Annotated in this window: 17 protein-coding genes and 2 tRNA genes; 5 read left to right on the top strand and 14 right to left on the bottom strand. The window is 60.8% G+C overall.

What is annotated here, in order from left to right; all coding sequences use genetic code 11:
* Positions 1-14: 14 nt before the first annotated feature.
* The 4 genes from nagZ to PYR71_RS15425 form a co-directional block, all read right to left on the bottom strand.
* Positions 15-1028, bottom strand: a complete 1014-nt coding sequence (nagZ, locus tag PYR71_RS15440) for a beta-N-acetylhexosaminidase (RefSeq protein WP_275619967.1) — start codon at positions 1026-1028, stop codon at positions 15-17.
* A 110-nt stretch (positions 1029-1138) separates the two neighbouring features.
* Positions 1139-4363, bottom strand: a complete 3225-nt coding sequence (locus PYR71_RS15435; protein ID WP_275619966.1) for an SPOR domain-containing protein — start codon at positions 4361-4363, stop codon at positions 1139-1141.
* A 61-nt stretch (positions 4364-4424) separates the two neighbouring features.
* Positions 4425-6182 (bottom strand): arginine--tRNA ligase, encoded by a 1758-nt coding sequence (argS, locus tag PYR71_RS15430; protein ID WP_275619965.1) that lies wholly within the window; start codon positions 6180-6182, stop codon positions 4425-4427.
* A gap of 62 nt (positions 6183-6244) precedes the next feature.
* Positions 6245-7462 carry a deoxyguanosinetriphosphate triphosphohydrolase gene (locus tag PYR71_RS15425; protein ID WP_183915964.1) on the bottom strand — a complete coding sequence of 406 codons (1218 nt, stop codon included), beginning with the start codon at positions 7460-7462 and terminating at the stop codon, positions 6245-6247.
* A gap of 219 nt (positions 7463-7681) precedes the next feature.
* Here PYR71_RS15425 and erpA point away from each other — a divergent pair, with 219 nt between their 5' ends.
* Together erpA and xth are read left to right on the top strand one after the other, a co-directional pair.
* Positions 7682-8014 carry an iron-sulfur cluster insertion protein ErpA gene (gene erpA / locus PYR71_RS15420; protein ID WP_183915966.1) on the top strand — a complete coding sequence of 111 codons (333 nt, stop codon included), beginning with the start codon at positions 7682-7684 and terminating at the stop codon, positions 8012-8014.
* A 125-nt stretch (positions 8015-8139) separates the two neighbouring features.
* Positions 8140-8931, top strand: coding sequence for an exodeoxyribonuclease III (xth, locus tag PYR71_RS15415; RefSeq protein WP_275619964.1), 792 nt, complete (start codon positions 8140-8142; stop codon positions 8929-8931).
* Between the two features lie 59 nt (positions 8932-8990).
* Here the strand turns inward: xth and exoR are convergent, their stop codons facing one another.
* From exoR to PYR71_RS15385, 6 genes are all read right to left on the bottom strand, one after another.
* A complete protein-coding gene (exoR, locus tag PYR71_RS15410; RefSeq protein ID WP_275619963.1) occupies positions 8991-9788 on the bottom strand; it encodes an exopolysaccharide production regulator ExoR in 798 nt (265 codons plus the stop codon).
* A 19-nt stretch (positions 9789-9807) separates the two neighbouring features.
* Positions 9808-10272, bottom strand: coding sequence for a hypothetical protein (locus PYR71_RS15405; protein WP_275619962.1), 465 nt, complete (start codon positions 10270-10272; stop codon positions 9808-9810).
* Between the two features lie 227 nt (positions 10273-10499).
* Positions 10500-11747, bottom strand: coding sequence for an OmpP1/FadL family transporter (locus PYR71_RS15400; RefSeq protein ID WP_275620212.1), 1248 nt, complete (start codon positions 11745-11747; stop codon positions 10500-10502).
* Between the two features lie 397 nt (positions 11748-12144).
* Positions 12145-14988 carry a valine--tRNA ligase gene (locus PYR71_RS15395; protein WP_275619961.1) on the bottom strand — a complete coding sequence of 948 codons (2844 nt, stop codon included), beginning with the start codon at positions 14986-14988 and terminating at the stop codon, positions 12145-12147.
* A 117-nt stretch (positions 14989-15105) separates the two neighbouring features.
* Positions 15106-15972: a PopZ family protein gene (locus PYR71_RS15390; RefSeq protein WP_275619960.1), complete on the bottom strand. Its 867-nt coding sequence runs from the start codon at positions 15970-15972 to the stop codon at positions 15106-15108.
* A gap of 359 nt (positions 15973-16331) precedes the next feature.
* A complete protein-coding gene (locus PYR71_RS15385; protein ID WP_183915978.1) occupies positions 16332-16997 on the bottom strand; it encodes a protein-L-isoaspartate O-methyltransferase family protein in 666 nt (221 codons plus the stop codon).
* Positions 16998-17516: 519 nt separating this feature from the next.
* On the opposite strand from PYR71_RS15385, the gene PYR71_RS15380 reads away from it, so the two are divergent.
* Together PYR71_RS15380 and PYR71_RS15375 are read left to right on the top strand one after the other, a co-directional pair.
* Positions 17517-17590, top strand: a tRNA-Cys gene (locus PYR71_RS15380).
* Between the two features lie 208 nt (positions 17591-17798).
* Positions 17799-18137, top strand: coding sequence for a KTSC domain-containing protein (locus PYR71_RS15375; RefSeq protein ID WP_275619959.1), 339 nt, complete (start codon positions 17799-17801; stop codon positions 18135-18137).
* A gap of 54 nt (positions 18138-18191) precedes the next feature.
* On the opposite strand, the gene PYR71_RS15370 is transcribed toward PYR71_RS15375, so the two are convergent.
* Together PYR71_RS15370 and PYR71_RS15365 are read right to left on the bottom strand one after the other, a co-directional pair.
* Positions 18192-18479 carry a hypothetical protein gene (locus tag PYR71_RS15370; RefSeq protein ID WP_183915981.1) on the bottom strand — a complete coding sequence of 96 codons (288 nt, stop codon included), beginning with the start codon at positions 18477-18479 and terminating at the stop codon, positions 18192-18194.
* Positions 18480-18573: 94 nt separating this feature from the next.
* Positions 18574-18891, bottom strand: a complete 318-nt coding sequence (locus PYR71_RS15365) for a hypothetical protein (RefSeq protein ID WP_183915983.1) — start codon at positions 18889-18891, stop codon at positions 18574-18576.
* Positions 18892-19008: 117 nt separating this feature from the next.
* Here PYR71_RS15365 and PYR71_RS15360 point away from each other — a divergent pair.
* Positions 19009-19083 (top strand) — tRNA-Asn (locus tag PYR71_RS15360).
* Between the two features lie 153 nt (positions 19084-19236).
* Here PYR71_RS15360 and PYR71_RS15355 read toward each other — a convergent pair.
* Positions 19237-19551, bottom strand: a complete 315-nt coding sequence (locus tag PYR71_RS15355; RefSeq protein ID WP_275619958.1) for a hypothetical protein — start codon at positions 19549-19551, stop codon at positions 19237-19239.
* A 286-nt stretch (positions 19552-19837) separates the two neighbouring features.
* Entirely contained in the window at positions 19838-20041 is a 204-nt protein-coding gene (locus tag PYR71_RS15350; RefSeq protein ID WP_011425094.1) for a CsbD family protein, read from the bottom strand.
* Between the last annotated feature and the right edge of the window lie 182 nt (positions 20042-20223).

Below are 20223 nucleotides of genomic sequence, written 5' to 3'. Positions count from 1 at the left end.
TGCTCCCTCTGCGATCAGACGATCGCAAACATCGCCTCGAATTCCGCTCTCAACTCCGCCTCATCGGCGCTGTCCGGCGCGGCGAAACCCGCTTCCACCGCTTTCGCTCGGGCGAGCGACGCACCGGCGAGCCGCGGAACATTTGCCACGACATCCCGCATCTCGTCCATATGGCCATTGCAATGCAGCACGATATCGCATCCGCCTGCAATGATATTCGCCGCACGTTCGCCGATCGTGCCCGAAAGAGCGTTCATCGAGCTATCGTCGGAAAGCAGCAGACCGGTAAAGCCGATATGCTCGCGAATGACGCCGTCGATCACCTTGCGTGAGGTCGTTGCCGGATTATCCGGGTCGATGGCGGTGAAGACGACGTGGCAGGTCATCGCCATGAGCTCGTCCTTCATGCCGATGAAGGGCGGGAAATCATGGACCTCGAGCTCATCGCGCGCGACGGTAACGACAGGCAGTTCCAGATGGGAATCGGCAAATCCGCGGCCGTGGCCGGGCATGTGTTTCATCACAGGCAGCAGGCCGCCGGCCTTCAGCCCTTCGGCAGCCGCCCTCCCCATGGCAATGACGGTCTCAGGATCGCCGCTATAGGCACGGTCGCCAATGACATTGCTGCTGCCTTCGACTGGAACGTCGAGCACCGGCAGGCAATCGACATTGATGCCGAGTTTCGAAAGGTCGAAAGCATGCAGCCGCGACATCACCCAGGCGGCGCGCAGGCCGAGTGCTGTGTCGCGGCGATAAAGATCGCCGAGCGCCTGACCCGAGGGATAACGCGGCAAGACCGGCGGGCGGATGCGCTGGACGCGACCACCCTCCTGGTCGATCAGCACCGGCGCATGCCAACCGACGCTGTCGCGCAGTTCGTCGACGAGATTGGTGATCTGCGAGGCTTCGGAAATGTTGCGCCCGAAGAGGATGAAGCCCCAGGGCCGTTCGCCCCGAAAGAAGGCCTTCTCTTCGGATGTTAGGGCAAGGCCGCTGCAGCCAAGTATCATCGCTTTTGATTCGGTCATTTAGAAATCATAGACCGCCCCCCGCCAAATGCGAGCAAGCGCGGGCGCGATGCACAAAAAAGAGCGGCGGGCCGATCGGCCCGCCGCTCTCATAATTCCGTGACCTGATTTTACTTGGAGATCAGGCAGCTTCCACCGGCTGCGCGATACTGTTCGCAAAGTGCCGCGGCCTCATCCTTAGAGCCGACCGGGATGCGAACACGGTAGAACGTGCCCTTGCCGGCGATATCGGCCCTGCGGATCTCATGAGCGCGGCCACCCAGCACCCCGGCGAATTTCTTCGAGAGGTTGGCATAGGATTTATTGGCCTCGTCCTCCGACGGCAGTGACGCGATCTGGAGGCCGTAACCTCCGGTGGATGCGGCCTGCTGCGGCTGGGCGGCGGCCGGGGCGGCAGAAGCAACCTGCGTCGGCTTCGGCTGCTGCGCCGGCGTGCGGACATTACCCTTGTCGGTGACGGTGCTGACGACATTGACGGGCTGATCGGCCGGGCGGGCAATCGGAACTGGGGCCTTATCGGCGACCGCCGTCGTCTTGACCGGTCGTACCGGCGCATCGACCGGGGCGGGATTTGCCTGCTGCACATCGGCAATTGCCGCAGGCGACGGCTGAGCCGGCGCTGCTTCAACAGGTGCTGCCGAACGCGAATCGGCGGAAGCGACCTCGGTGCTTGCCGGGAAGCTTGCAGCCGTTCCGCCGACCGGCGGCACGACCGGGGTCGACGGCGTGGACTGGGCCGTGACCGGCGGCTGGGCAGACGGCACCGGCTGGGCGGACGGCGTTGTCTGGGCAGACTGTACCGGCGGCTCCGGCTGATCGACGGGCGCAGCCTCCTCGCGAGCGACCAGGGTGCCGTCAGGCTTGACGATCATCGTGCGGACCTTGCGCGGCGAAACGGACGGCGTCTTGTCGGCGCCGCTTGCGGCCGCGTCGTCGGCATTGGCCTGGTTCGGCAGCAGACGCGGATCCTCCGTCTCACCGACCGCGGTCGGCGCGACCCGATCGTCGGCGCCGGCGTTCTCGTCGTCCTCGGGCAGCGCTTCCGGTGTCAGTGTGCGCTGGACGACATCGACGGGCGCCTCGTCGGACGACACGAGCGCCTTCTGCTTCGGCTCCTCGGCAGAACCCGCTACGCGGTCATAAACGGCCTTGTCCTGGTTGGGCACGGTCTTGCCGCCGGGATTTTCCGGAACGACCTTGACCGGCTCCTTGTCGGCGGTGATCACGCGCGGCTCGCCGGATGCGACAATGCCAAGTCCCTCGCCGTTCCAGACGGAGGAATAGACGCCATAACCGACGCCGGCGAAGACCACCAGCACGACAGCCCCGGCAAGCAGCCGGCGCATCGAGCGGGCGCGGCTGAAATCGGCGGCCTGGCTTGCCGATTCGATGTGGACCTCGGAGGTCTGGCGGCGCTCGACCGGCTCGCGCACGCTGCGGCGGAAATCCTCCTCCAGCGCCCGTTCGAAATCATCGAGGCCGTCGGCAATGGTCGGCTTGACCGGCTTGGCCGCGGCAGCGGTATCACGGGGCGGCGCCGGCATTTCCCGCGGCTTGGCCGGTTCAAAGAAGCTCGCGATCTCTGCGTCGAGATCGAAATCGAAATCCGCCGTTTTCGCCACCGGCGCGGGCTGCTCGACCGGCGGCAGCGCCGGCACGTGCATATCGTCGACGGTCTCGGGACGTTCCTCCGGATCAGAGATCATCGCCGGATCGAAAGGCAGGTCTTCCGTCGATTCTGCGACGGGCATTTCTGGGGCGGGCGCTTCTGGGGCGGGCGCTTCTGGGGCGGGCGTCCAGTTGAAAACAGGCGACGGAGCTGGGGCCGGCGGTTCGGCAGCAAAGACCGGCGCGGACCGCATGGGCGCGGCCGCCTGCGGGGCCGCAGGGGGTGCCGGCTGCGGCTTCGGCTGCGGTGCAGGCTCGGACGCCTCGGAAAAATCGAGATCGGCAAGTTCCAGCTCGATGCCGGCAAGATCCAGTTCGAAATCGTGGCCGGCAAAAGGATCGTCAGCGTCCGGCGCGGGCTGCGGCGCCCGGGTATATGCCGTTGCGGCAGGCTGGAGCGCGGTGACCTCGGCAGGCTGGGGCGGAACCGGCTTTGCCGCTTCGGCGACATGGGCAGGAACCGTTTCAACGGGAGCGGACGGGACCGGTGCAGCGACGACCGGCGCAGGCTGAACCGGTGCGGTGACTACCAGGGCAGCCTCGGCAGCGGGCTGCGGCGAGACAGGCGCCAGATTGGCGCGCTGCAATACCGGATGCGGCACCGGATAGCGCGAGACGTCGGCCAGCAGATCGTCGAGATCGAAAGTGCCGGCGGTGTGCGGAACTTCCGGTACGACTTCGGTGAGGGCGGCATCAGCCTGGATATCGCCTTCCACAGCGGCAGCGAGATCGAAACCGGCGTCGGAGCTGAACTCCTCCGGACCGTCCTCGACGTCAAAGAATTCTTCAGTTTCGGCAGTCTCTTGCGGCGCTACCGCCTCATCGTGACGATCGAGCTCGGCGGGAAACCCAAATGACGGCGAAGCGGAAACGAATTCCTCGGCAGGCTTGACAGCGGCGACGGGCGCCGACTGCTCGACCGCAGGCTGCGGCTCTACCGCCACAGGATCGGCGAGCGATGATTCCGCCACCGGTTCGTCGGCTGCCTCTGCCACCGGCGCGGCGACAATCTCGGCCGCCGGCTCGACCACATCCGCCGGCGGAGCAACCGGCTCCTCGCGTTTCGCAGCGTGGAAATTGGCAAGCGGCAGCCGGATGCTGGCAGCCGACCATTGCGGGGCTTTGGCGGACTGTGGCACGGAAGAGACGGGCGCCGCACCGATCGACAATTCGAGCTCTTCGATCAGATCGCGGGCGCCACCGAAGACGGCTTGAATGGGCGCCTCGGAATCACGATCGATGGAAAGCTGCTGCGGGTCGGCCGGCCAGTCGGCAGCGGCAACGTCCCAATTTCTTGCTGCAGGTTGCGCTGCTTCTTCGGCGGCGGCGGGAGCAGCGGAGACAGGCTCCGGAGCCCGCGGGCTTTGGACAGCAGGGGCAACATCGAGAACGGGCTCGACATAATCTTCAGGCGCAATGCCGTCGGAAATCGGCTCGGCCGGATGGTCGAGATCTGCGAGCGGACGCGGTGAGTCGTAACGGTCGAACTCGCGCCCGAGTTCGTCCTCAAGATTGAGGGCAGGCTCGCGCCGTGCGGCTTCGCTTACCGTATTCGCTGCAACACGCGGTTCGAAGCCGACGATACGAGCAAGCTCGGCCAACGGATCGTCGTCAGCAAACAGATCGTCTTTTCCGCGCGTATCATACGCAAGTTGTTTCTCAGCCATGCCTATCCCACTCGCAAACGCCAACGCTCAAATGCCAGCGCATTGTGGGGAAATGGTGACGTTATCGCATTTCGTCAGGTGCGGCAGTGCCTGTAATGGCAAGTCCCGACTTCAAAACCGACGCGACGGCGTACACCAGCCCAAGTCTGGCAATACTTGATTCTCGGTTTTTATCATTAACAAATCGTAATTCCGTCTGATCTTTACCTTTGTTCCAGTGCGCGTGGAATGAACTGGCAAGGTCGTAGAGGTAAAAAGCGATGCGATGCGGCTCCTGCGACTGGGCCGCCGCTTCGACGATACGTGGGAATTCGGCAAGCTTGGCGACGAGCTGCAATTCGGTCGGATCGCCAACGCCAGCAACGGCTTTCGCAAGATCGTCAGGCGAAACATCGAGGCCGGGGAAAGCCTCCCTCGCCTGCCGGAAGACCGACATGCAGCGGGCATGCGCATACTGCACGTAAAAAACAGGATTGTCCTTCGATTGCTCCGTCACTTTGGCGAAATCGAAGTCCAGCGGCTCAGAATTCTTGCGGTAAAGCATCATGAAGCGGACCGAATCACGGCCGACTTCCTCGACGACGTCCCGAAGCGTTACAAAATCGCCGGAGCGTTTCGACATCTTCACCGGTTCGCCGTTGCGATAGAGCTTGACGAGCTGGCAGAGCAATACCGTCAGCTTCGCCTGCCCGTCCGAAACGCCACGCGCCACCGCCTCCAGGCGCTTGACATAGCCGCCATGGTCGGCGCCGAGCACATAGATCATCTCGTCGAAACCGCGGTCGAACTTGTTCTTGAAGTAGGCGACGTCGGCGGCGAAATAGGTGTACGAGCCGTCCGACTTGATCAGCGGACGGTCCATGTCGTCGCCCACCTCGGTCGAGCGGAACAGCGTCTGTTCGCGATCTTCCCAATCCTCGGGAAGCTGGCCCTTCGGAGGCGGCAGAGTGCCCTTGTAGACGTAGCCCTTGAAGGTCAGGTCGTTAATAGCCGTGCGGATCGCGGCCGCGCCATTGGCGTGCAAGGTGCGTTCGGAGAAGAAGATATCGTGATGGACGTTCAGCGCAGCCAGATCTTCGCGGATCATCACCATCATCGCGCTGATGGTGCGATCCTTGACGATCGGCATCCATTGCTCTTCCGGCATGTTGTGCAGTCGCACGCCGTAATCGGCGGCAAGCGACTCGCCAACGGGGACGAGATAATCGCCGGGATAGAGACCCGAGGGGATTTCGCCGATCCGCTCACCGAGCGCTTCGCGATAACGCAGGAAAACCGAGCGGGCGAGCACGTCGATCTGCGAGCCGGCGTCGTTGATATAATATTCCTTCTCGACGCCGTAACCGGCAAAGGCGAGCAGGTTGGCGAGCGCGTCGCCGACGACGGCGCCACGGCAATGACCGACATGCATCGGCCCGGTCGGATTGGCCGAGACATATTCGACATTGACCTTGCGGCCTGCACCGAGGGTCGAGCGGCCGTAGTCGGTGCCGGAGGCGATTATCGAGGCGAGCAGCCGCTGCCAGTAGCCGACGGCGAGACGAATGTTGATGAAGCCGGGACCGGCGACCGAGACATCGGCGACGTCGGTATCCTCTTTGAGCTTGGCGATGATGACGTCGGCAAGCGCGCGAGGGTTGGACCCGAGCGGCTTTGCCAGCACCATCGCAGCGTTGGTCGCAACGTCGCCATGGCTCGCATCGCGCGGCGGCTCGACGGTGATGCGGCCGAAATCGAGGTCGGATCGCTTTTCCCTGACCAGATCGAGCTGTTCAAGGGCGGTTTTGATCCTGGCTTCGAAGTCGGTAAAAAGGTTCATCGCACTCTTCCATGCATAGCTGTGCCAAGGGCGCAAATCGGCCTTCGGCGGGCGACCGCTGCCTATCGCAAATCCGGAGTGTGGTCAAACAATCGCCTGTGGGCACTGATTGCATAGGTGTCGGTCATGCCGGCCAAATAGTCGCCGACATGGCGAGCCTTCGGCGCATCGGCGAGGCCAGCGATATGATCGACCCAGTAATGGCTTTGCATCTCCTTGGGGCTCGCCATGTATGCGCCGAAAAGATCGGTGACGATCTGGGCAGCGCCAGCGCGGATACGCATGATATCGGGATTGCGGTAGATGCGTTTGAAGAGCATCGCCTTGATCTGCCTGTCGGTTTCGGCCATCGCGTCGGAGAAGGTGGCGATGACCCGGTCGGCAGCGCGAATGTCACCTGCGCTCTCAGGGCGAAGAATTGAAAGACGCTGCTGGGCGACGCCGATCACGTCCTCGACCATGCGGGTGATCTGCCTGCGCATGATCTCGTGGGTGAAGCGGCTCGGTTCCAGATGCGGATACCGCGCCCTCACCTCGGCCATCAACCCGGCCAGAAACGGGATTTCCTCCAGCACGTCGAAGGTCAGGTATCCGGAGCGCAGACCATCGTCGATATCGTGGGTGTTGTAGGCGATGTCATCGGCGATCGCGGCGACCTGGGCCTCAAGGCTGGCGTAGGTCGCAAGCTCGAGATCGTGCAGTTCGCAATAATCGAGGATCGGCTGCGGAACCGGGCCGCGTGTGCCGACACCCTCGGGCGTCAGCAGCGGACCATTGTGCTTGACGAGGCCTTCGAGACTTTCCCATGTCAGGTTGATGCCGTCGAATTCGGCATAACGCCGCTCGAGTTTGGTCACGATGCGCAGCGATTGGGCATTGTGGTCGAAGCCGCCATAGGGCAGCAGCACCTCGTGCAGTGCATCCTCGCCGGTATGGCCGAACGGCGTGTGGCCGAAATCGTGCACGAGCGCTACGCCTTCGGCCAGATCCTCGTCGAGTTTCAGGGCGCGTGCGAGCGCGCGGGCGATCTGCGCCACCTCGATCGTATGCGTCAGCCGGGTGCGGTAGTGATCGCCATCCTGGGCGATGAAGACCTGGGTCTTGTGCTTCAGGCGGCGGAAGGCTGTCGTGTGGACGATGCGGTCGCGGTCGCGCTGGAAGTCCGAGCGCGTCGGGCTGCCGTCTTCCGGATAGAGACGCCCGCGCGTCGTCCAGGGGTCTGCTGCATAGACCGCCCTTTCGCTGCCGCCGAAACCCAAAGCCCGCCTGTCAACCGTCATTCTTCACCGTCATTCTGCCTGTTGCCGCATCTGCCCATTGACGCCGCTCTGCCCTGTTCATACTTATAGCCCGACAAACGCCATAGAGGCGCCTGCCGACCGTTTCGCACATCATGGCCTTTTTGCGAAGATCATGGTAAGTTCTTTTGATATCAGGCATTTGAACATTTCAGTGCCAAAACCCATTCTCTCCGGATCTTGACCCCGGCAGGAGGAAACATGACGGATACGAGTGTAACCCTTTCAGATGCCGCGGCAAAGCGTATCGCTGCGATCATCGGCGCGGAGGCCGGCAAGAGCGCGCTGCGCGTTTCGGTCGAAGGCGGTGGCTGTTCGGGCTTTTCCTATAAGTTCGACCTTGCCGACAGCGCGGGCGACGACGACGTCGTCGTCGAAAAGAACGACGCGAAAGTGCTGATCGACAGCCTGTCGCTCGTCTACATGGCTGGCTCGGAAATCGACTTCGTCGATAATCTGCTTGGTCAATCCTTCCAGATCAAGAACCCGAATGCGGTGGCAAGCTGCGGCTGCGGCACCAGCTTCTCGATCTGAATATCCAGACGAATCGCACTGTCCCAATGAACCGGCCGAAGAAGTGTCTTCGGCCGGTTTATCGTCTTGTCCATTTGTGAAAGACCACGATAAAAGAAGCGCACGCAGCGGAACAGGACGAAGAGATGAAGATCGCGACTTGGAACATCAACGGCGTCAAGGCGCGCATCGACAATCTGACGCAATGGCTCAAGGATTCCGATCCCGATATCGTCTGCCTGCAGGAGATCAAGACGATCGACGAAGGCTTTCCCAGGCTGGAGATCGAGGCGCTCGGCTATCACGTCGAGACGCACGGGCAGAAGGGCTTCAACGGCGTGGCGATCCTCTCCAAGACTTCGCCTTCCGAAGTCAACCGCGGCCTGCCCGGTGATGCGCTGGACGAACAGTCCCGTTTCCTCGAGGCGGTGTTCACGCTGCCGGACACGCGCATTCTGCGCGTCTGCTGCATCTATCTGCCGAACGGCAATCCTGTTGAAACGGAAAAATATCCCTACAAGCTCGCCTGGATGGAGCGGCTGCGGATGTTTGCGGCCGAGCGCCTCGCCTATGAGGAGATTCTGGTGCTCGCCGGCGACTACAACGTCATCCCCGAGCCGCACGACTGCTTCGACCCCAAGGTCTGGGAAAACGATGCGCTATTTCTGCCGCAGACGCGGGAGGCATTCCGCAGGCTCGAAAATCTCGGGCTGACCGATGCGGTGCGCGCGACGACGGATGCGACGCGGCTCTATTCCTTCTGGGATTATCAGGCGGGGGCGTGGCCGAAGAACAACGGCATCCGCATCGACCACCTGCTGCTGTCACCGGAGGCTGCCGACCGGATGACGTCGGCGGCGATCGAAAAACATGTGCGGGCCTGGGAAAAGCCGTCCGACCACGTGCCTGTCGTCGCGTATTTCGATTTTGCGGCCTGACATCCGCAGTCCGTAGCACCGCGTCATCGCAACACGCGACAGGGCGCTGCAGGCAGGCTTCAGTCGTCGGAGCCGCTCGCAATGGCGTGCGAGAGCGATACCGCCGTGCGTCGGTCGGCCTCGTTCGCAACCGAGAAAGCCTGCTCCTGCAGCGCTTCCATCCAGCTGCAGTCTTTGGGCTTGCAGCGGTCGAGAGCGGCGGTCATCAGCGCGAGACCGCGGGCCGTCTGGCCTTCGTCGAAGAGAATATTTCCGAAAACCGCCATGGCGCCGGGATGGCCACTCTTGCGCGCCTGGTTCAACCACTTCTTCGCCTGCTGCGGGCTGGCATTGCCGCCCTCGCCGGCCAGCATCATCTGCGCCAGCTGGAACTGCGCCTCGGGAACGCCAAAGGTGGAGGCTACCTGGAAATAAAGCTGGCGGGCCTGGGTGAGATCGATCTTGACCGGGCTGCCCGATATGCCGTGCTTGTAGTAATTGGCGAGCGAGAGAAGCGCGTTGACGAAGAAGCCGGTGTCTTCCGAGCCGGGTTCGACACCCTGCTGGGCAATCTCACTGTAGATCTTGAAGGCTTCGAAATCATCCTGGGTCACGCCGTCGCCGTCGGCATACATATTGGCGAGCGCCCAGCGCGAACCGGTATGACCTTTTTCGGCGGCGTATTTGTAAGCTTCGACCGCCTCCTCCTTCTGTCCGTTTTTGTAGGCCTTGAAGCCGAACTTGAAGAGGTCGAACGGACCGGATTCCTTGCTGACGTCGCTCTTGATGTCGAAAGCGCGAGCCGGGCCGGACATTGCCAGCGCGATCCCTAAGCCCATCAGCATGAACTTGAACAATTTGAACTCGGACGTTACCATTTCAACCGATTTCTTTCGTTCATCGCACGCAGCCGGCGCCGGCGCCGGACAGACGATGGATGTATTCATTCGAGGCGAGCGATCCCGCGGTGGGCTCCATGGCCCCTTTGCCCGCGTCGCATCCAGCCCGTTGGCCTTTTCCGAAAGGCGGAATTTTCAGCATGTCATCTAGAACCACCCGGCTCCCGGCATGGCCCGACTGCAATCTGCCTGGCATTCCTTTGGCAGGCGCGGCATCCGCCTTCCTGCCCTTATCGCTTTGGTAAACAGCAAATGTGACGAAACCGGTATCGGCTTCTCCGCCAAAGCCGCGCTGCTCAGGCGCACGGGTCGAAAAAACCGGTATTGAACGGATCGACAACCTCGTTGCAAGGCTGGATCTGCGGCCGGAACAGCCTTGTCCAAAAAGCGAAACGTCCGCAATCGAACGACTGTCGCCAATCGCGCCGCATGACCTGCTGTTGCCGGAAAAAAATTGACCCATGCTACTCTTTACACGCACCCTACGTCTGCCGTCTTCTTGCCTGCCAATAGCGCTGCGCTCTCTTTGTGGCGGGAAATAGACAAATTCGCCGCGCAGCCACCATATGCCAACCGTCGTAAAAAAGTGTTGCTGAATCGTCACAAATCGGCATGGGAATAGTATGATTAACGGACGTAAAAATAGAAGAGCCCGGCAGTGCCGGGCTTTCAATTCTTCAAATCGGAGTATTAGAACTTAACCTTTAAGCTCGTAGACAGTGCAGTGACCAGATCGTTGCCAAAGGAATAGGAGACCTTTTCTCCATAGGTGACGCCGTCCTGGGTCACAACGCCGGACGAACCGCTCGTCACCAGACCCACGGCGCCAGCGATGCGCCATTCGATATGTTCGGACGGCGTGTAGGCTGCACCGACACCCAGCGTCCAGCTGTCTGTCTGCGAACCGTAGCCCTGACTGGTGCCGCGGTCCCAGGTCAGGCTTACCGCACCGGCCCATTGATCGGTGAACTTGTGGCCGACACCACCGGAGATCGTCCAGCCGTCACGATAAAGAAGGTCAAGCGAGGTCAGACCACCCGCGGGGCACGACAGGCCGTTGGTCGGGCAGAATGCTACCGACTGCAGGACGCTCCAATTCGTCCATTTAACCGATCCGAATGTAAGCCAATCCGGAGCTATACCAGTCTGAACCTTCAACTCCAGAGAGTCCGGAGCCTCTGCGGAACCGGACACGGGCGTGATTAGGCCTCCATATACCGGCACAACCGGAACCTGACGCAGATCAACAGTTCCGGTCAGGTCGTCGTACTTGACGCGGCTGTTATAAACCAAGCTTGCACGCATAGCATATTCCGGGATCTCGTAAGCAAGACCAGCGCGCCAGCCCCAGCCGCTGTCTTCGAGGTCAAGGCGACCGACGCCGGTGCCGGTGCCGAGCAGAAGCGGAAGCGTTGAAACCAACCGTTCCTTGAAGCCTTCGACTTCCTGATAGAAGGCGCCGCCGATAAAGCGAAGCTGCCCGGGACCGACGTCAAAACGATAGGAACAAGTGCCGCCATAATTGCGGGTCTTGATTTCCGTTTCGATGTTGTCGTTGGCGCCAGCCCAGTTCAAACCCGGATCGGAATGGCCACCAAAGGGTTCGGAATAATCGACAAGGCAGTCGATTGCGTCGCCGAAACCAGCCTTAAAGCCAATATAGGGGATAGTGTAATTCGAGGTCTCGTCGGCACTGTTCGGGCGGCTGTTCAGATTGCCACCACCCGTAAATATCGACGTATTCGTGTCGCGGACGTCCTTCAGCTTGCGCTGCGGGGTGACGTAGGTAACGCCCGATTGGAACGAAAAAGGCGACGTATCGAACAGCTGATCGATATTATAGCCGCCGCGCTCCAGACCGCCGGCGAAGGACGGCGATGCGAGCGACGAAAGAAGAACGAGCGACGTTACGCCCTTGGAAAACCTACGCGATGCCATTGCGTCTCCCCCACTCCAGCAATTGATGTGACGCCACTCTAGTAAGTGTTCGCCTGACATGGCAACGCGCCCAACGGCAGCGCTCCCGGCCATTGCAAGAGCCAACTTACGTAAAGAAATTGACGGACACGTCAAAAAATCTGGTTAATAAAATTTTATTCCAGCGTTATTGGTTATTCGCGGAGCTTTTGGGTTTTCATTCCAAACATTGCGGAAGCTGTATCAATCCGACAACAGTACCAGTTTTCGCCCTTTGGATGCCAGCAGGGCCACAATCCACAGGCTGAGCGCCTGAAATCAACCGCTTTCAGGACCGAATCACGACCGCCCGAACGACAAAAGACGCGCCCGAGGCCAGGCGCGTCTTTGAAATAACTACCAAAATGGGCGACGAAGCTTATCCGGCTTCGCTCACCCTGGAAAGGGCGATCTTCAGGCTCGCCATCTGACCCTTCAGTTCCTCTAAACGCTCGCGCTCAGCCTCGACCAGTTCGGGATTGGCATTGGCGACGAACTTCTCGTTGGAGAGCTTGCCGTCAACGCGCGACATCTCGCCTTCCATCTTAGCCATCGCCTTTTCGAGACGCGCCTTTTCGGCGGACAGGTCGATCAGACTGCCGAGTGGCAGGCAGACGGTGGCCTCGGCGACGACGATCTGGGCTGCTCCCTTCGGCGCATCGTCAGCGAGCGAGATCGCCTCGACACGCGCGAGCCGTTTGATGGCGGCGTCGTGGCGGAACAGCCTTTCGCGCGTCAGGTTGTTGGCCTTGACGACGACGAGCGGCGCGGTGGCCGACGGCGGCACGTTCATTTCGGCGCGCACGGAACGAATGCCGGAGACGAGGTCGATCAGCCAGTTGATCTCGTCGGCAGCCGCGTCGTCGGCATAGGACGGCGACGGCCATTCGGCATGGCAGACCAGCGTGTCGCGCTCTTTGCCTTCACCTGCCGTATGCGCCCAGAGCTCTTCGGTCATGAAGGGCATGAAGGGATGCAGCAGCTTGTAGATCTCTTCGAGAATAAAAGCACTGCAGGCTTGGGCTTCGGCCTTGGCGCCCTCGTCCTCGCCGTTGAAGACCGGCTTCAGAAGCTCGAGATACCAGTCGCAGACCTGGTTCCAGACGAAGCGGTAAAGGGCGCCTGCGGCATCGTTGAAACGGAAGGCTTCAAGCGCTTCCGTAACGTCACGTTCCGTGCGGGCAAGTTCCGTTAGGATCCAGCGATTGATGGTGAGTTCGGCCGCCTCCGGCACGAAATGCGGATCGCTCTTTGCTCCGTTCATCTCGGCAAATCGCGTGGCGTTCCAGAGCTTGGTGCCGAAATTGCGGTAGCCGGCGATGCGGGCCGGATCGAGCTTCACATCGCGGCCCTGTGCGGCCATGATCGCCAGGGTGAAGCGCAGTGCGTCGGCGCCGTATTCGTCGATCAGTTCCAGGGGGTCGATGACGTTGCCTTTCGACTTCGACATCTTCTGCCCGTTCTTGTCTCGCACAAGCGCGTGAATGTAGACGGTATGGAAGGGCTCGACGGGATCGCCGTTTTCGTCCTTCATGAAATGCAGACCCATCTGCATCATGCGAACCACCCAGAACGGGATAATATCGAATCCGGTGACCAGAACATTCGTCGGATAATAGCGTGCAAGTTCCGGCGTCTCCTCGGGCCAGCCGAGTGTCGAGAAAGGCCAGAGCGCAGAAGAGAACCAGGTGTCGAGCACGTCCTCGTCACGCGTCAGGATTTCGCCGGGCTTGAAGTTTTCGAGCAGGTCCTCGACATACGCCTTCATCGGCCCTTCGTGCGAGAGATAATGCTGGATCGCCGCCTGCAGCGCCTCTTCCTCGGTCTTTTCGACGAAGACCTGACCGTCGGGACCATACCATGCGGGAATCTGATGCCCCCACCAGAGCTGGCGGGAAATGCACCAGGGCTCGATGTTTTCCAGCCAGTTGAAATAGGTGTTTTCCCAGTTCCTCGGAATAAACCGGGTTCTTCCCTCGCGAACAGCATCCAGGGCGGGCTGCCCCAATGTCTTGTTGTCGACAAACCATTGTTCCGTCAGCCGCGGCTCGATCGGCACGCCGCCGCGGTCACCATGCGGGACCATATGCTTATGCGGTTCGATCTTCTCGAGGAGGCCGGCCTCTTCGAAGATTTCGACGATGACCTTGCGCGCATAGAAACGGTCCTGCCCTTCCAGGCGATCCCAGGCGCCGTGCAGTGCGGCCGGATTGTCGAGGCCCTCGAGGAAATCCTCATTGTCCTTGATTGCAATGGTGCCGTCGACGTTCATGATGTTGATGGCGCGCAGCCTGGCGCGCTTGCCGACGTCGAAGTCATTGAAATCATGGGCCGGTGTGACCTTCACCGCGCCCGTGCCGGCCGTCGGATCCGCATAGGAATCGGTGACGATCGGAATCTTGCGGCCGACGATCGGCAGGATGACATGTTTGCCGACGATCTGTTTGTAACGTTCGTCTTCGGGGTTCACGGCAACGCCGGTATCGCCGAGCATCGTCTCCGGCCGCGTCGTCGCGACGACGATATAGTCACGCGTCTCGAATTGAGTCGGCTTGCCTTCCTCGTCGAAAGCAATCGGATATTGATAGGTGACGCCCGGCTCAAGCGGATAACGCAGATGCCAGAGATGGCCCTTCACCTCGTGCTGCTCGACCTCCATGTCGGAGATCGCCGTCAGGAGCTTGGGGTCCCAATTGACGAGCCGCTTATCCTTGTAGATCAGGCCTTCCTTGTAGAGCGTGACGAAAACCTCGAGAACGGCCTGGGACAGTCCTTCGTCCATGGTGAAGCGCTCGCGGGACCAGTCGCAGGACGCGCCCAGGCGCTTCAGCTGGTTGAAGATCAGGCCGCCCGATTCCGCTTTCCACTCCCAGATCTTGTCGATGAAGGCTTCGCGGCCCATTTCGCGGCGGCCCGGCAGCTGCTGTTCCATCAGCTTGCGCTCGACGACCATCTGGGTTGCGATGCCGGCGTGATCCATGCCCGGCTGCCAGAGCACGTCCTTGCCGCGCATGCGCTCGAACCGCACCAGTATGTCCTGCAGCGTGTTGTTCAGCGCGTGACCCATGTGCAGCGAACCGGTGACGTTCGGCGGCGGGATCACGATGGTGAAGGTCTCGGCCCCGGGCTTGGCGTTCGCGCCAGCGCGGAAAGCGTCCGCTTCATCCCATTTGGCGGCGATTTTCGGTTCGACGGCAGCGGAATCATAGGTCTTGTCGAGCATTTTCTGACCAATTTCGAGGTTCGAGGATGGGCGTTTGTAAATAGGATGGCCACGGCCAAGTCAATAAAAAAGCCGCCCCGGAGACCGGAGCGACCTTTCCAAGAAAATGCAATCCGATCAGCGGCGCGGGCCGCGCGCCACGCGCTCGATTTCCTCGCGCACCAACCGCTCGACCAGCGTCGGCAGATTATCATCGAGCCATTCGCGCAGCATCGGGCGCAGCATGTCCTCGGCGATTTCATCCAGAGAGCGGCGCTCCGCACCGTCGATCGCCGCGGCAAGCTCCTCGAAGGAGCGGCTGATCTGCAGGCCGGCACCTTCCGAAAGCAGCGTCGGCTGAACCTCCTCGACGACGCTCGGCAGGAAACGCTCGGTCGACGAACCAGCGGGTTCCAAAGCCGGCGGCGCTGTTTCGACGGCGCCGGCCGGCTCGGCGACGGCGACCCGTGCCGTTTCGACAAACGCCGGCTCGGTTGGCTGCTGTGGGGCAACAGGGGGAACGGGTGCAGCGGCAGCCGGGAAGATAGACTGTGCCGGCGGCTGCGGGGCTGCGGCGCGCGGCGGTTCCGGCATCACGGTGGGCTGCGGTTCGGGTTGGCGGAAGCCGCTCGGAATTTCGCGCAGGGCCTGGCCAGCCTGCACGGCGCTGCGCTCGGAGGCGGCGCGCACGCGGGCGGCGACATCGGCCAGCGACAGCGCGCGGGCCGGCGCTTCTGTCTCGGGGGCAGTGCCCGCCGAATTGGCGGCGACAAAACGCGGATCGGAAGAGCGCATGGCCGGTTCGGGAAACTCCACGCCGGCATAGGCGTCATCGACCGTCAGATGGATCTCGGAGCCGTTTACGTCCCCATCGGCGCCGTAAACCGGCGGCAGGGATGCGGATATCGCCTTGCCGGCGCCGGGTTCATTGCTTTCGATGATCTGGCGGATGGACGCCAGAATTTCTTCCATGGATGGTTCACGCGCTACACTTGGCTGAGCCATATCTATCCCCGTTATCCCAAAACAACGACCGGATGGTGTGGAGCGTTCATCCGAATCACCACGACCTTAGAATACCCCAGACGTGAAAAAAATCATCGCGAATCAAATGAATGCGGCCATGCACAGTTTTGTTACCCAATGATTGCCGTCCGCAATTCGCGGCCAAGGCGCCAGGATAAATGATATTTGTGAAGGGTTTCCGGCAGCGCGAACGAATCGCCCCTGAAATCGGAATCGGTTGAGGGCGATGCGTCGATACAAGCCGTCACAGCGTCATTTGCGCGCCTGAAAAGACACGCGGAGCGCAATAAAACGGGTCCATCGGCGCCAGTTTCTGAAATTCACCGAGGAGAACAGCGTCAAAAAACGAATTCGCGCGCCTTGGCAAAACCCGGCAGCGGCTTGACCGAAGCGTTGAAGAAGACATTCTCCGAAATGGCGCCGCGCTCGGCGACGAAGACCTTGGCGCGGGCTGCATTGCCATGGCCTTCGACCGTGACCAGACGGCCGCCATCGCGCAATTGACCGAGAAGAGCGACCGGAACTTCCTCGACCGCGCCATTGATGAAGATCAGGTCATAAGGAGCGCCGGCAGCATAGCCCTTTTCGAGCGGGCCGGTCACAACTTCGACCTTGCCGTAGCCGGCAAGCTTTGCCTTCGCCTCGGCGGCCAGCGCCTCATCGCATTCGAGCGCGATGACGGAGCCGGCGATGATCGACAGCAGCGCCGATGTGTAACCGGTGCCGCAACCGACTTCGAGTACGAAATCATCCTTGCTGATGGCCGCCAGTTGCAGCAGCTTGGCGAGTGGCGAAGCCTCCATGAGGAAGCGGGCGGGCTTGCCCGGTGCGGCAGCGGAGATCTCGACGTCGTTGTCGACATACGCCAGGAGCTTTGCCTTCTCCGGCACGAAAGCCTCACGCGGCACCGTGAGAAACGCCGTCAGCACGGAATGCGACGTAACGTCCGTCGTGCGAACTTGGTTGTCGACCATCTTTGCGCGCGCTGCTTCGAAATCCATCATGTCCTCTCGCTCTTGAAAAGCGGTTCCTGTCCCATGTCTCTTAATCTCCGACACGGATGCTTTCAAGGCTTGGCAGCAGTCGGCGAAAAGAATCCGGCGACGCCTCTTTCGCGCCACGGGAGGGACAAGACGCTGCAGCCCAAACGTGGAATCCCTTGCCCCTTCATGGTATGATTTGCAGCGGAGGAAATGGGAGGAGCCCATGTCTGCGATTTTCGAATATCTCACGCTGTTCGATTTCTTCATCCTCGCAGCGCTCATCGGCATCTTCTGCTGCGGCCTGCTGGACGGTGAAACGACCTGAGGAGCGCGCGCTCAGGCATGGCTCTGCCAGCCGCAATCTCATGCGGGCGGAGGTGTGCTACGCACGCCGCTTGCAATAAGCTGGAGCGAGGCCTGTCCCTGATGGAAAAATGGTCTTCTCGGCTGCCGCGGAATGGCGTTTTTGCAAAATGCCCTCTTGCGATTTCCTTACGATCATTCTAAACGCTCGCCACGGCTCAGATAATGAGCACGTGAGGCCTCGTGGCGGAGTGGTGACGCAGAGGACTGCAAATCCTTGTACCCCGGTTCAATTCCGGGCGAGGCCTCCAATTTCTCCCCACCGCTGATAAATAATTGTGAAACCTCGATAATTTCGAGACGATCGCCCGAATGCAGCCGCCGCTCGGCCGGCGCTGAAACTTCCTCTCGGCGATCACGCCCTGTTTCGAACCAACCACAGCATTTGAACCAACTCTTAACTTGACTTCGAACGCTTGCCCGCCATCTTCCGCCCCGGGAGGGTATAGGAGCTGCTGTATGGAATGGGCTGCCCTCAAGTCAAATCAGGGACGTGCGGCGTATAATGCCGAAACCGGCGATCTCCGCGTGAAGTTCTCCGGATCCGCGGCGGTACGACATGCCGACATTCCCCCGCATGTCTACCAGAACCTGCTGGAAACGAACGATCCACATTTCTACTACCAGTACTATATCGCGCCATCACGCGTCTCGCCGGCGCGTCGAGGGCCGATCTCAATGGTCTCCTACGGACTGAAGCTCGTTCTGCTTCTGGCCGCCTGCAGCCTGTTGATGGCAACCGACCTCGATCCGGGCCATGGCGGGATTTTCGAGGAAAGCCAACTGAGATCGAATTAGAACCGCATGCGCCGGGATCCATGCCTCTCGATCCCGACAGCCGTCAGGGCGCAATCAGGCAACGATGCTGACCGTTGCAAGCGAACTCCTGCTCCGGGAGCGGTAGCGGCGATCGTCCCGGCCGCGGTCGTTCTCGCCATCGCGCTCATTGCGGCCGTTAAAATTGCGATAGTTGCGAGGCCCGCTATAGCCGCCGCCCTGGCCTTGGTCGATAACGCAGCCTTCCGGACGACGGCAGATACCGCTGGCATCAAATCCACGGCTGTCGACGGCCTGGGCTCCGGCGGAGCTTGCAGAAAGAATCGCCGCCGCTGACAGGACGACAATCAAGAACACCTTCATTACCTCACCCCGGGGTTTGCGGCGCGTTTGGAGCTCCATAAATTACGAGTGCGAAAAGCGATCCACAGTTCCGCGGAGCTCTGCGGCGCCGCCGTTACCCGGCCGGTCCTCGCCGCCGGTGCCACCAGACGGCCAGCCGGCGCCGAAGCCGGCGCGCTATGGAAAGATCATGCGAGAGCACCAGGAGGCCGAGCGGCAGCATCCAAAAACCGAGGATCGGAAGAAAGCCCAGCAAGCCGCACAAGACGAGGGCCGCACCGATTGCCATCCGCCCGATGCGTGAGCGCGGCATGTCGATGCTGAAGGAGCCGAGCACAAGCCTGTGGTTTATGTGGTCGATACCGAAGCGCCCTGCCCGCCGTCTGCGCTTCTCGTTGCCCCTTGTCTCTTGGCGATCATTGCTATTTGTCATTTCCCAGAGATGGGCGCAGACCGTCCAATTACAAGTTCATTTCATTTTTTTGAAAAAACCGCTTGGCAAATCGGGCAAGCATTTGTATTAGCCCACTCACACCGCGCCAAGCAGTGATCCCTGGTAGCTCAGCGGTAGAGCATTCGACTGTTAATCGACAGGTCGCCGGTTCGAATCCGGCCCGGGGAGCCATTTCTAGAATAAGTGCTGTTTTTGTTTGATCCGAAAGCAGGCACTTACTTCCCGCTTTCCAAGACGGCCGAAATGCAAAAGAACCCCCGCCCGGCAGGTGAGTCCGGCGGCGCGCTTGTAGAGCGCCAAGGTTGGCTTCCGTGGCACTGCCGACTAAAAATCGAAATACACGGTCACACCTGACCGACGGCGATAGGGGTAGTGGTCGCGATAGCCGTAATAGTCGCGACTGCCGTAATACCGCGCACGATAGCACGAGCCGTAATACCGGCAGTGGCGGTAAGCGTATCGGTGTTTTTTCCAGTGGCCATACGCATGACCATGACCGTGGCGACGGTAATGGACCTGCTCGACGTCGGCGGTGTGCATAGCTACCGCTTTCGGCACGACAATCGGCGTGGCGTTTAGCGGCAGGGCGAAAGATGCAGACATGACAATGGCTGCAAGCGAGGAAAAAAGCATCTTCATCGGCGCATCCTTTCAAGATGCGATTCTGGGTTAATAAGCATTAACCTTCGATGAACGACTGCCCGACGCGCCGCTGGTGTGGTCGCGGGTGGTGCTAGAGCCGAGCCATTGGTGTTTCATGCTGCGCGCAGGCGAGAGAGCAAGCGCACGGTTAGTCAGCGGCCCCCTATCTACGCTGCGCGCAGTGCGCTGCTGCCTTGCCGCTGGTATCTGTTGGATAAAGATGTGAAAATGACACGCCCATCAAATTGGGCGTGCCGAGTTCCAATCCGTTCCCTGATGCGACTTACCAGGTCTGGCGATTGTACCAATCATCGATGTCCTTGCGGGTACGGTCTTTCTCGTAGCCGTAGCGCTCCTGGATCTTGCCTTCGAGCTGATCGCGCTTACCGTTGATGACGTCAAGATCGTCGTCCGTCAGCTTGCCCCACTGCTCCTTGACCTTGCCTTTCATCTGCTTCCAATTACCTTCGACGCGGTTCCAATCCATGCGTATTCCTCCTGTTCGTTAGGATAGAGGAACGGAGAGGAGCGATAAGGGTTCCGCTTCGGCAAGCCGCTGACCATCGAGGAACCGACATTTTTTCATAGGGGCATCGAGTGATAAAGTTTGCCGTCGGTCGGTCATGCCGCCGGAGCGTTCGACATGGCGTTGAGTTGCTCGGCATCGGA

The sequence above is a fragment of the Rhizobium mulingense genome, from assembly GCF_029194105.1.
Lineage (GTDB): Bacteria > Pseudomonadota > Alphaproteobacteria > Rhizobiales > Rhizobiaceae > Rhizobium > Rhizobium mulingense.
This window is presented reverse-complemented; position numbering and strand designations above follow the sequence as displayed.

What these genes read in the sequence shown, in the direction of transcription:
- PYR71_RS15390 (WP_275619960.1), bottom strand. Translation starts at nt 15,972, where the DNA reads ATGGCTCAGCCAAGTGTAGCGCGTGAACCATCCATGGAAGAAATTCTG.
- PYR71_RS15375 (WP_275619959.1), top strand. Translation starts at nt 17,799, where the DNA reads ATGGAATGGGCTGCCCTCAAGTCAAATCAGGGACGTGCGGCGTATAAT.
- PYR71_RS15365 (WP_183915983.1), bottom strand. Translation starts at nt 18,891, where the DNA reads ATGACAAATAGCAATGATCGCCAAGAGACAAGGGGCAACGAGAAGCGC.
- nagZ (WP_275619967.1), bottom strand. Translation starts at nt 1,028, where the DNA reads ATGACCGAATCAAAAGCGATGATACTTGGCTGCAGCGGCCTTGCCCTA.
- PYR71_RS15385 (WP_183915978.1), bottom strand. Translation starts at nt 16,997, where the DNA reads ATGATGGATTTCGAAGCAGCGCGCGCAAAGATGGTCGACAACCAAGTT.
- exoR (WP_275619963.1), bottom strand. Translation starts at nt 9,788, where the DNA reads ATGGTAACGTCCGAGTTCAAATTGTTCAAGTTCATGCTGATGGGCTTA.
- argS (WP_275619965.1), bottom strand. Translation starts at nt 6,182, where the DNA reads ATGAACCTTTTTACCGACTTCGAAGCCAGGATCAAAACCGCCCTTGAA.
- PYR71_RS15395 (WP_275619961.1), bottom strand. Translation starts at nt 14,988, where the DNA reads ATGCTCGACAAGACCTATGATTCCGCTGCCGTCGAACCGAAAATCGCC.
- PYR71_RS15435 (WP_275619966.1), bottom strand. Translation starts at nt 4,363, where the DNA reads ATGGCTGAGAAACAACTTGCGTATGATACGCGCGGAAAAGACGATCTG.
- PYR71_RS15425 (WP_183915964.1), bottom strand. Translation starts at nt 7,462, where the DNA reads ATGACGGTTGACAGGCGGGCTTTGGGTTTCGGCGGCAGCGAAAGGGCG.
- xth (WP_275619964.1), top strand. Translation starts at nt 8,140, where the DNA reads ATGAAGATCGCGACTTGGAACATCAACGGCGTCAAGGCGCGCATCGAC.
- PYR71_RS15370 (WP_183915981.1), bottom strand. Translation starts at nt 18,479, where the DNA reads ATGAAGGTGTTCTTGATTGTCGTCCTGTCAGCGGCGGCGATTCTTTCT.
- PYR71_RS15400 (WP_275620212.1), bottom strand. Translation starts at nt 11,747, where the DNA reads ATGGCATCGCGTAGGTTTTCCAAGGGCGTAACGTCGCTCGTTCTTCTT.
- PYR71_RS15350 (WP_011425094.1), bottom strand. Translation starts at nt 20,041, where the DNA reads ATGGATTGGAACCGCGTCGAAGGTAATTGGAAGCAGATGAAAGGCAAG.
- PYR71_RS15405 (WP_275619962.1), bottom strand. Translation starts at nt 10,272, where the DNA reads ATGGGTCAATTTTTTTCCGGCAACAGCAGGTCATGCGGCGCGATTGGC.
- erpA (WP_183915966.1), top strand. Translation starts at nt 7,682, where the DNA reads ATGACGGATACGAGTGTAACCCTTTCAGATGCCGCGGCAAAGCGTATC.
- PYR71_RS15355 (WP_275619958.1), bottom strand. Translation starts at nt 19,551, where the DNA reads ATGAAGATGCTTTTTTCCTCGCTTGCAGCCATTGTCATGTCTGCATCT.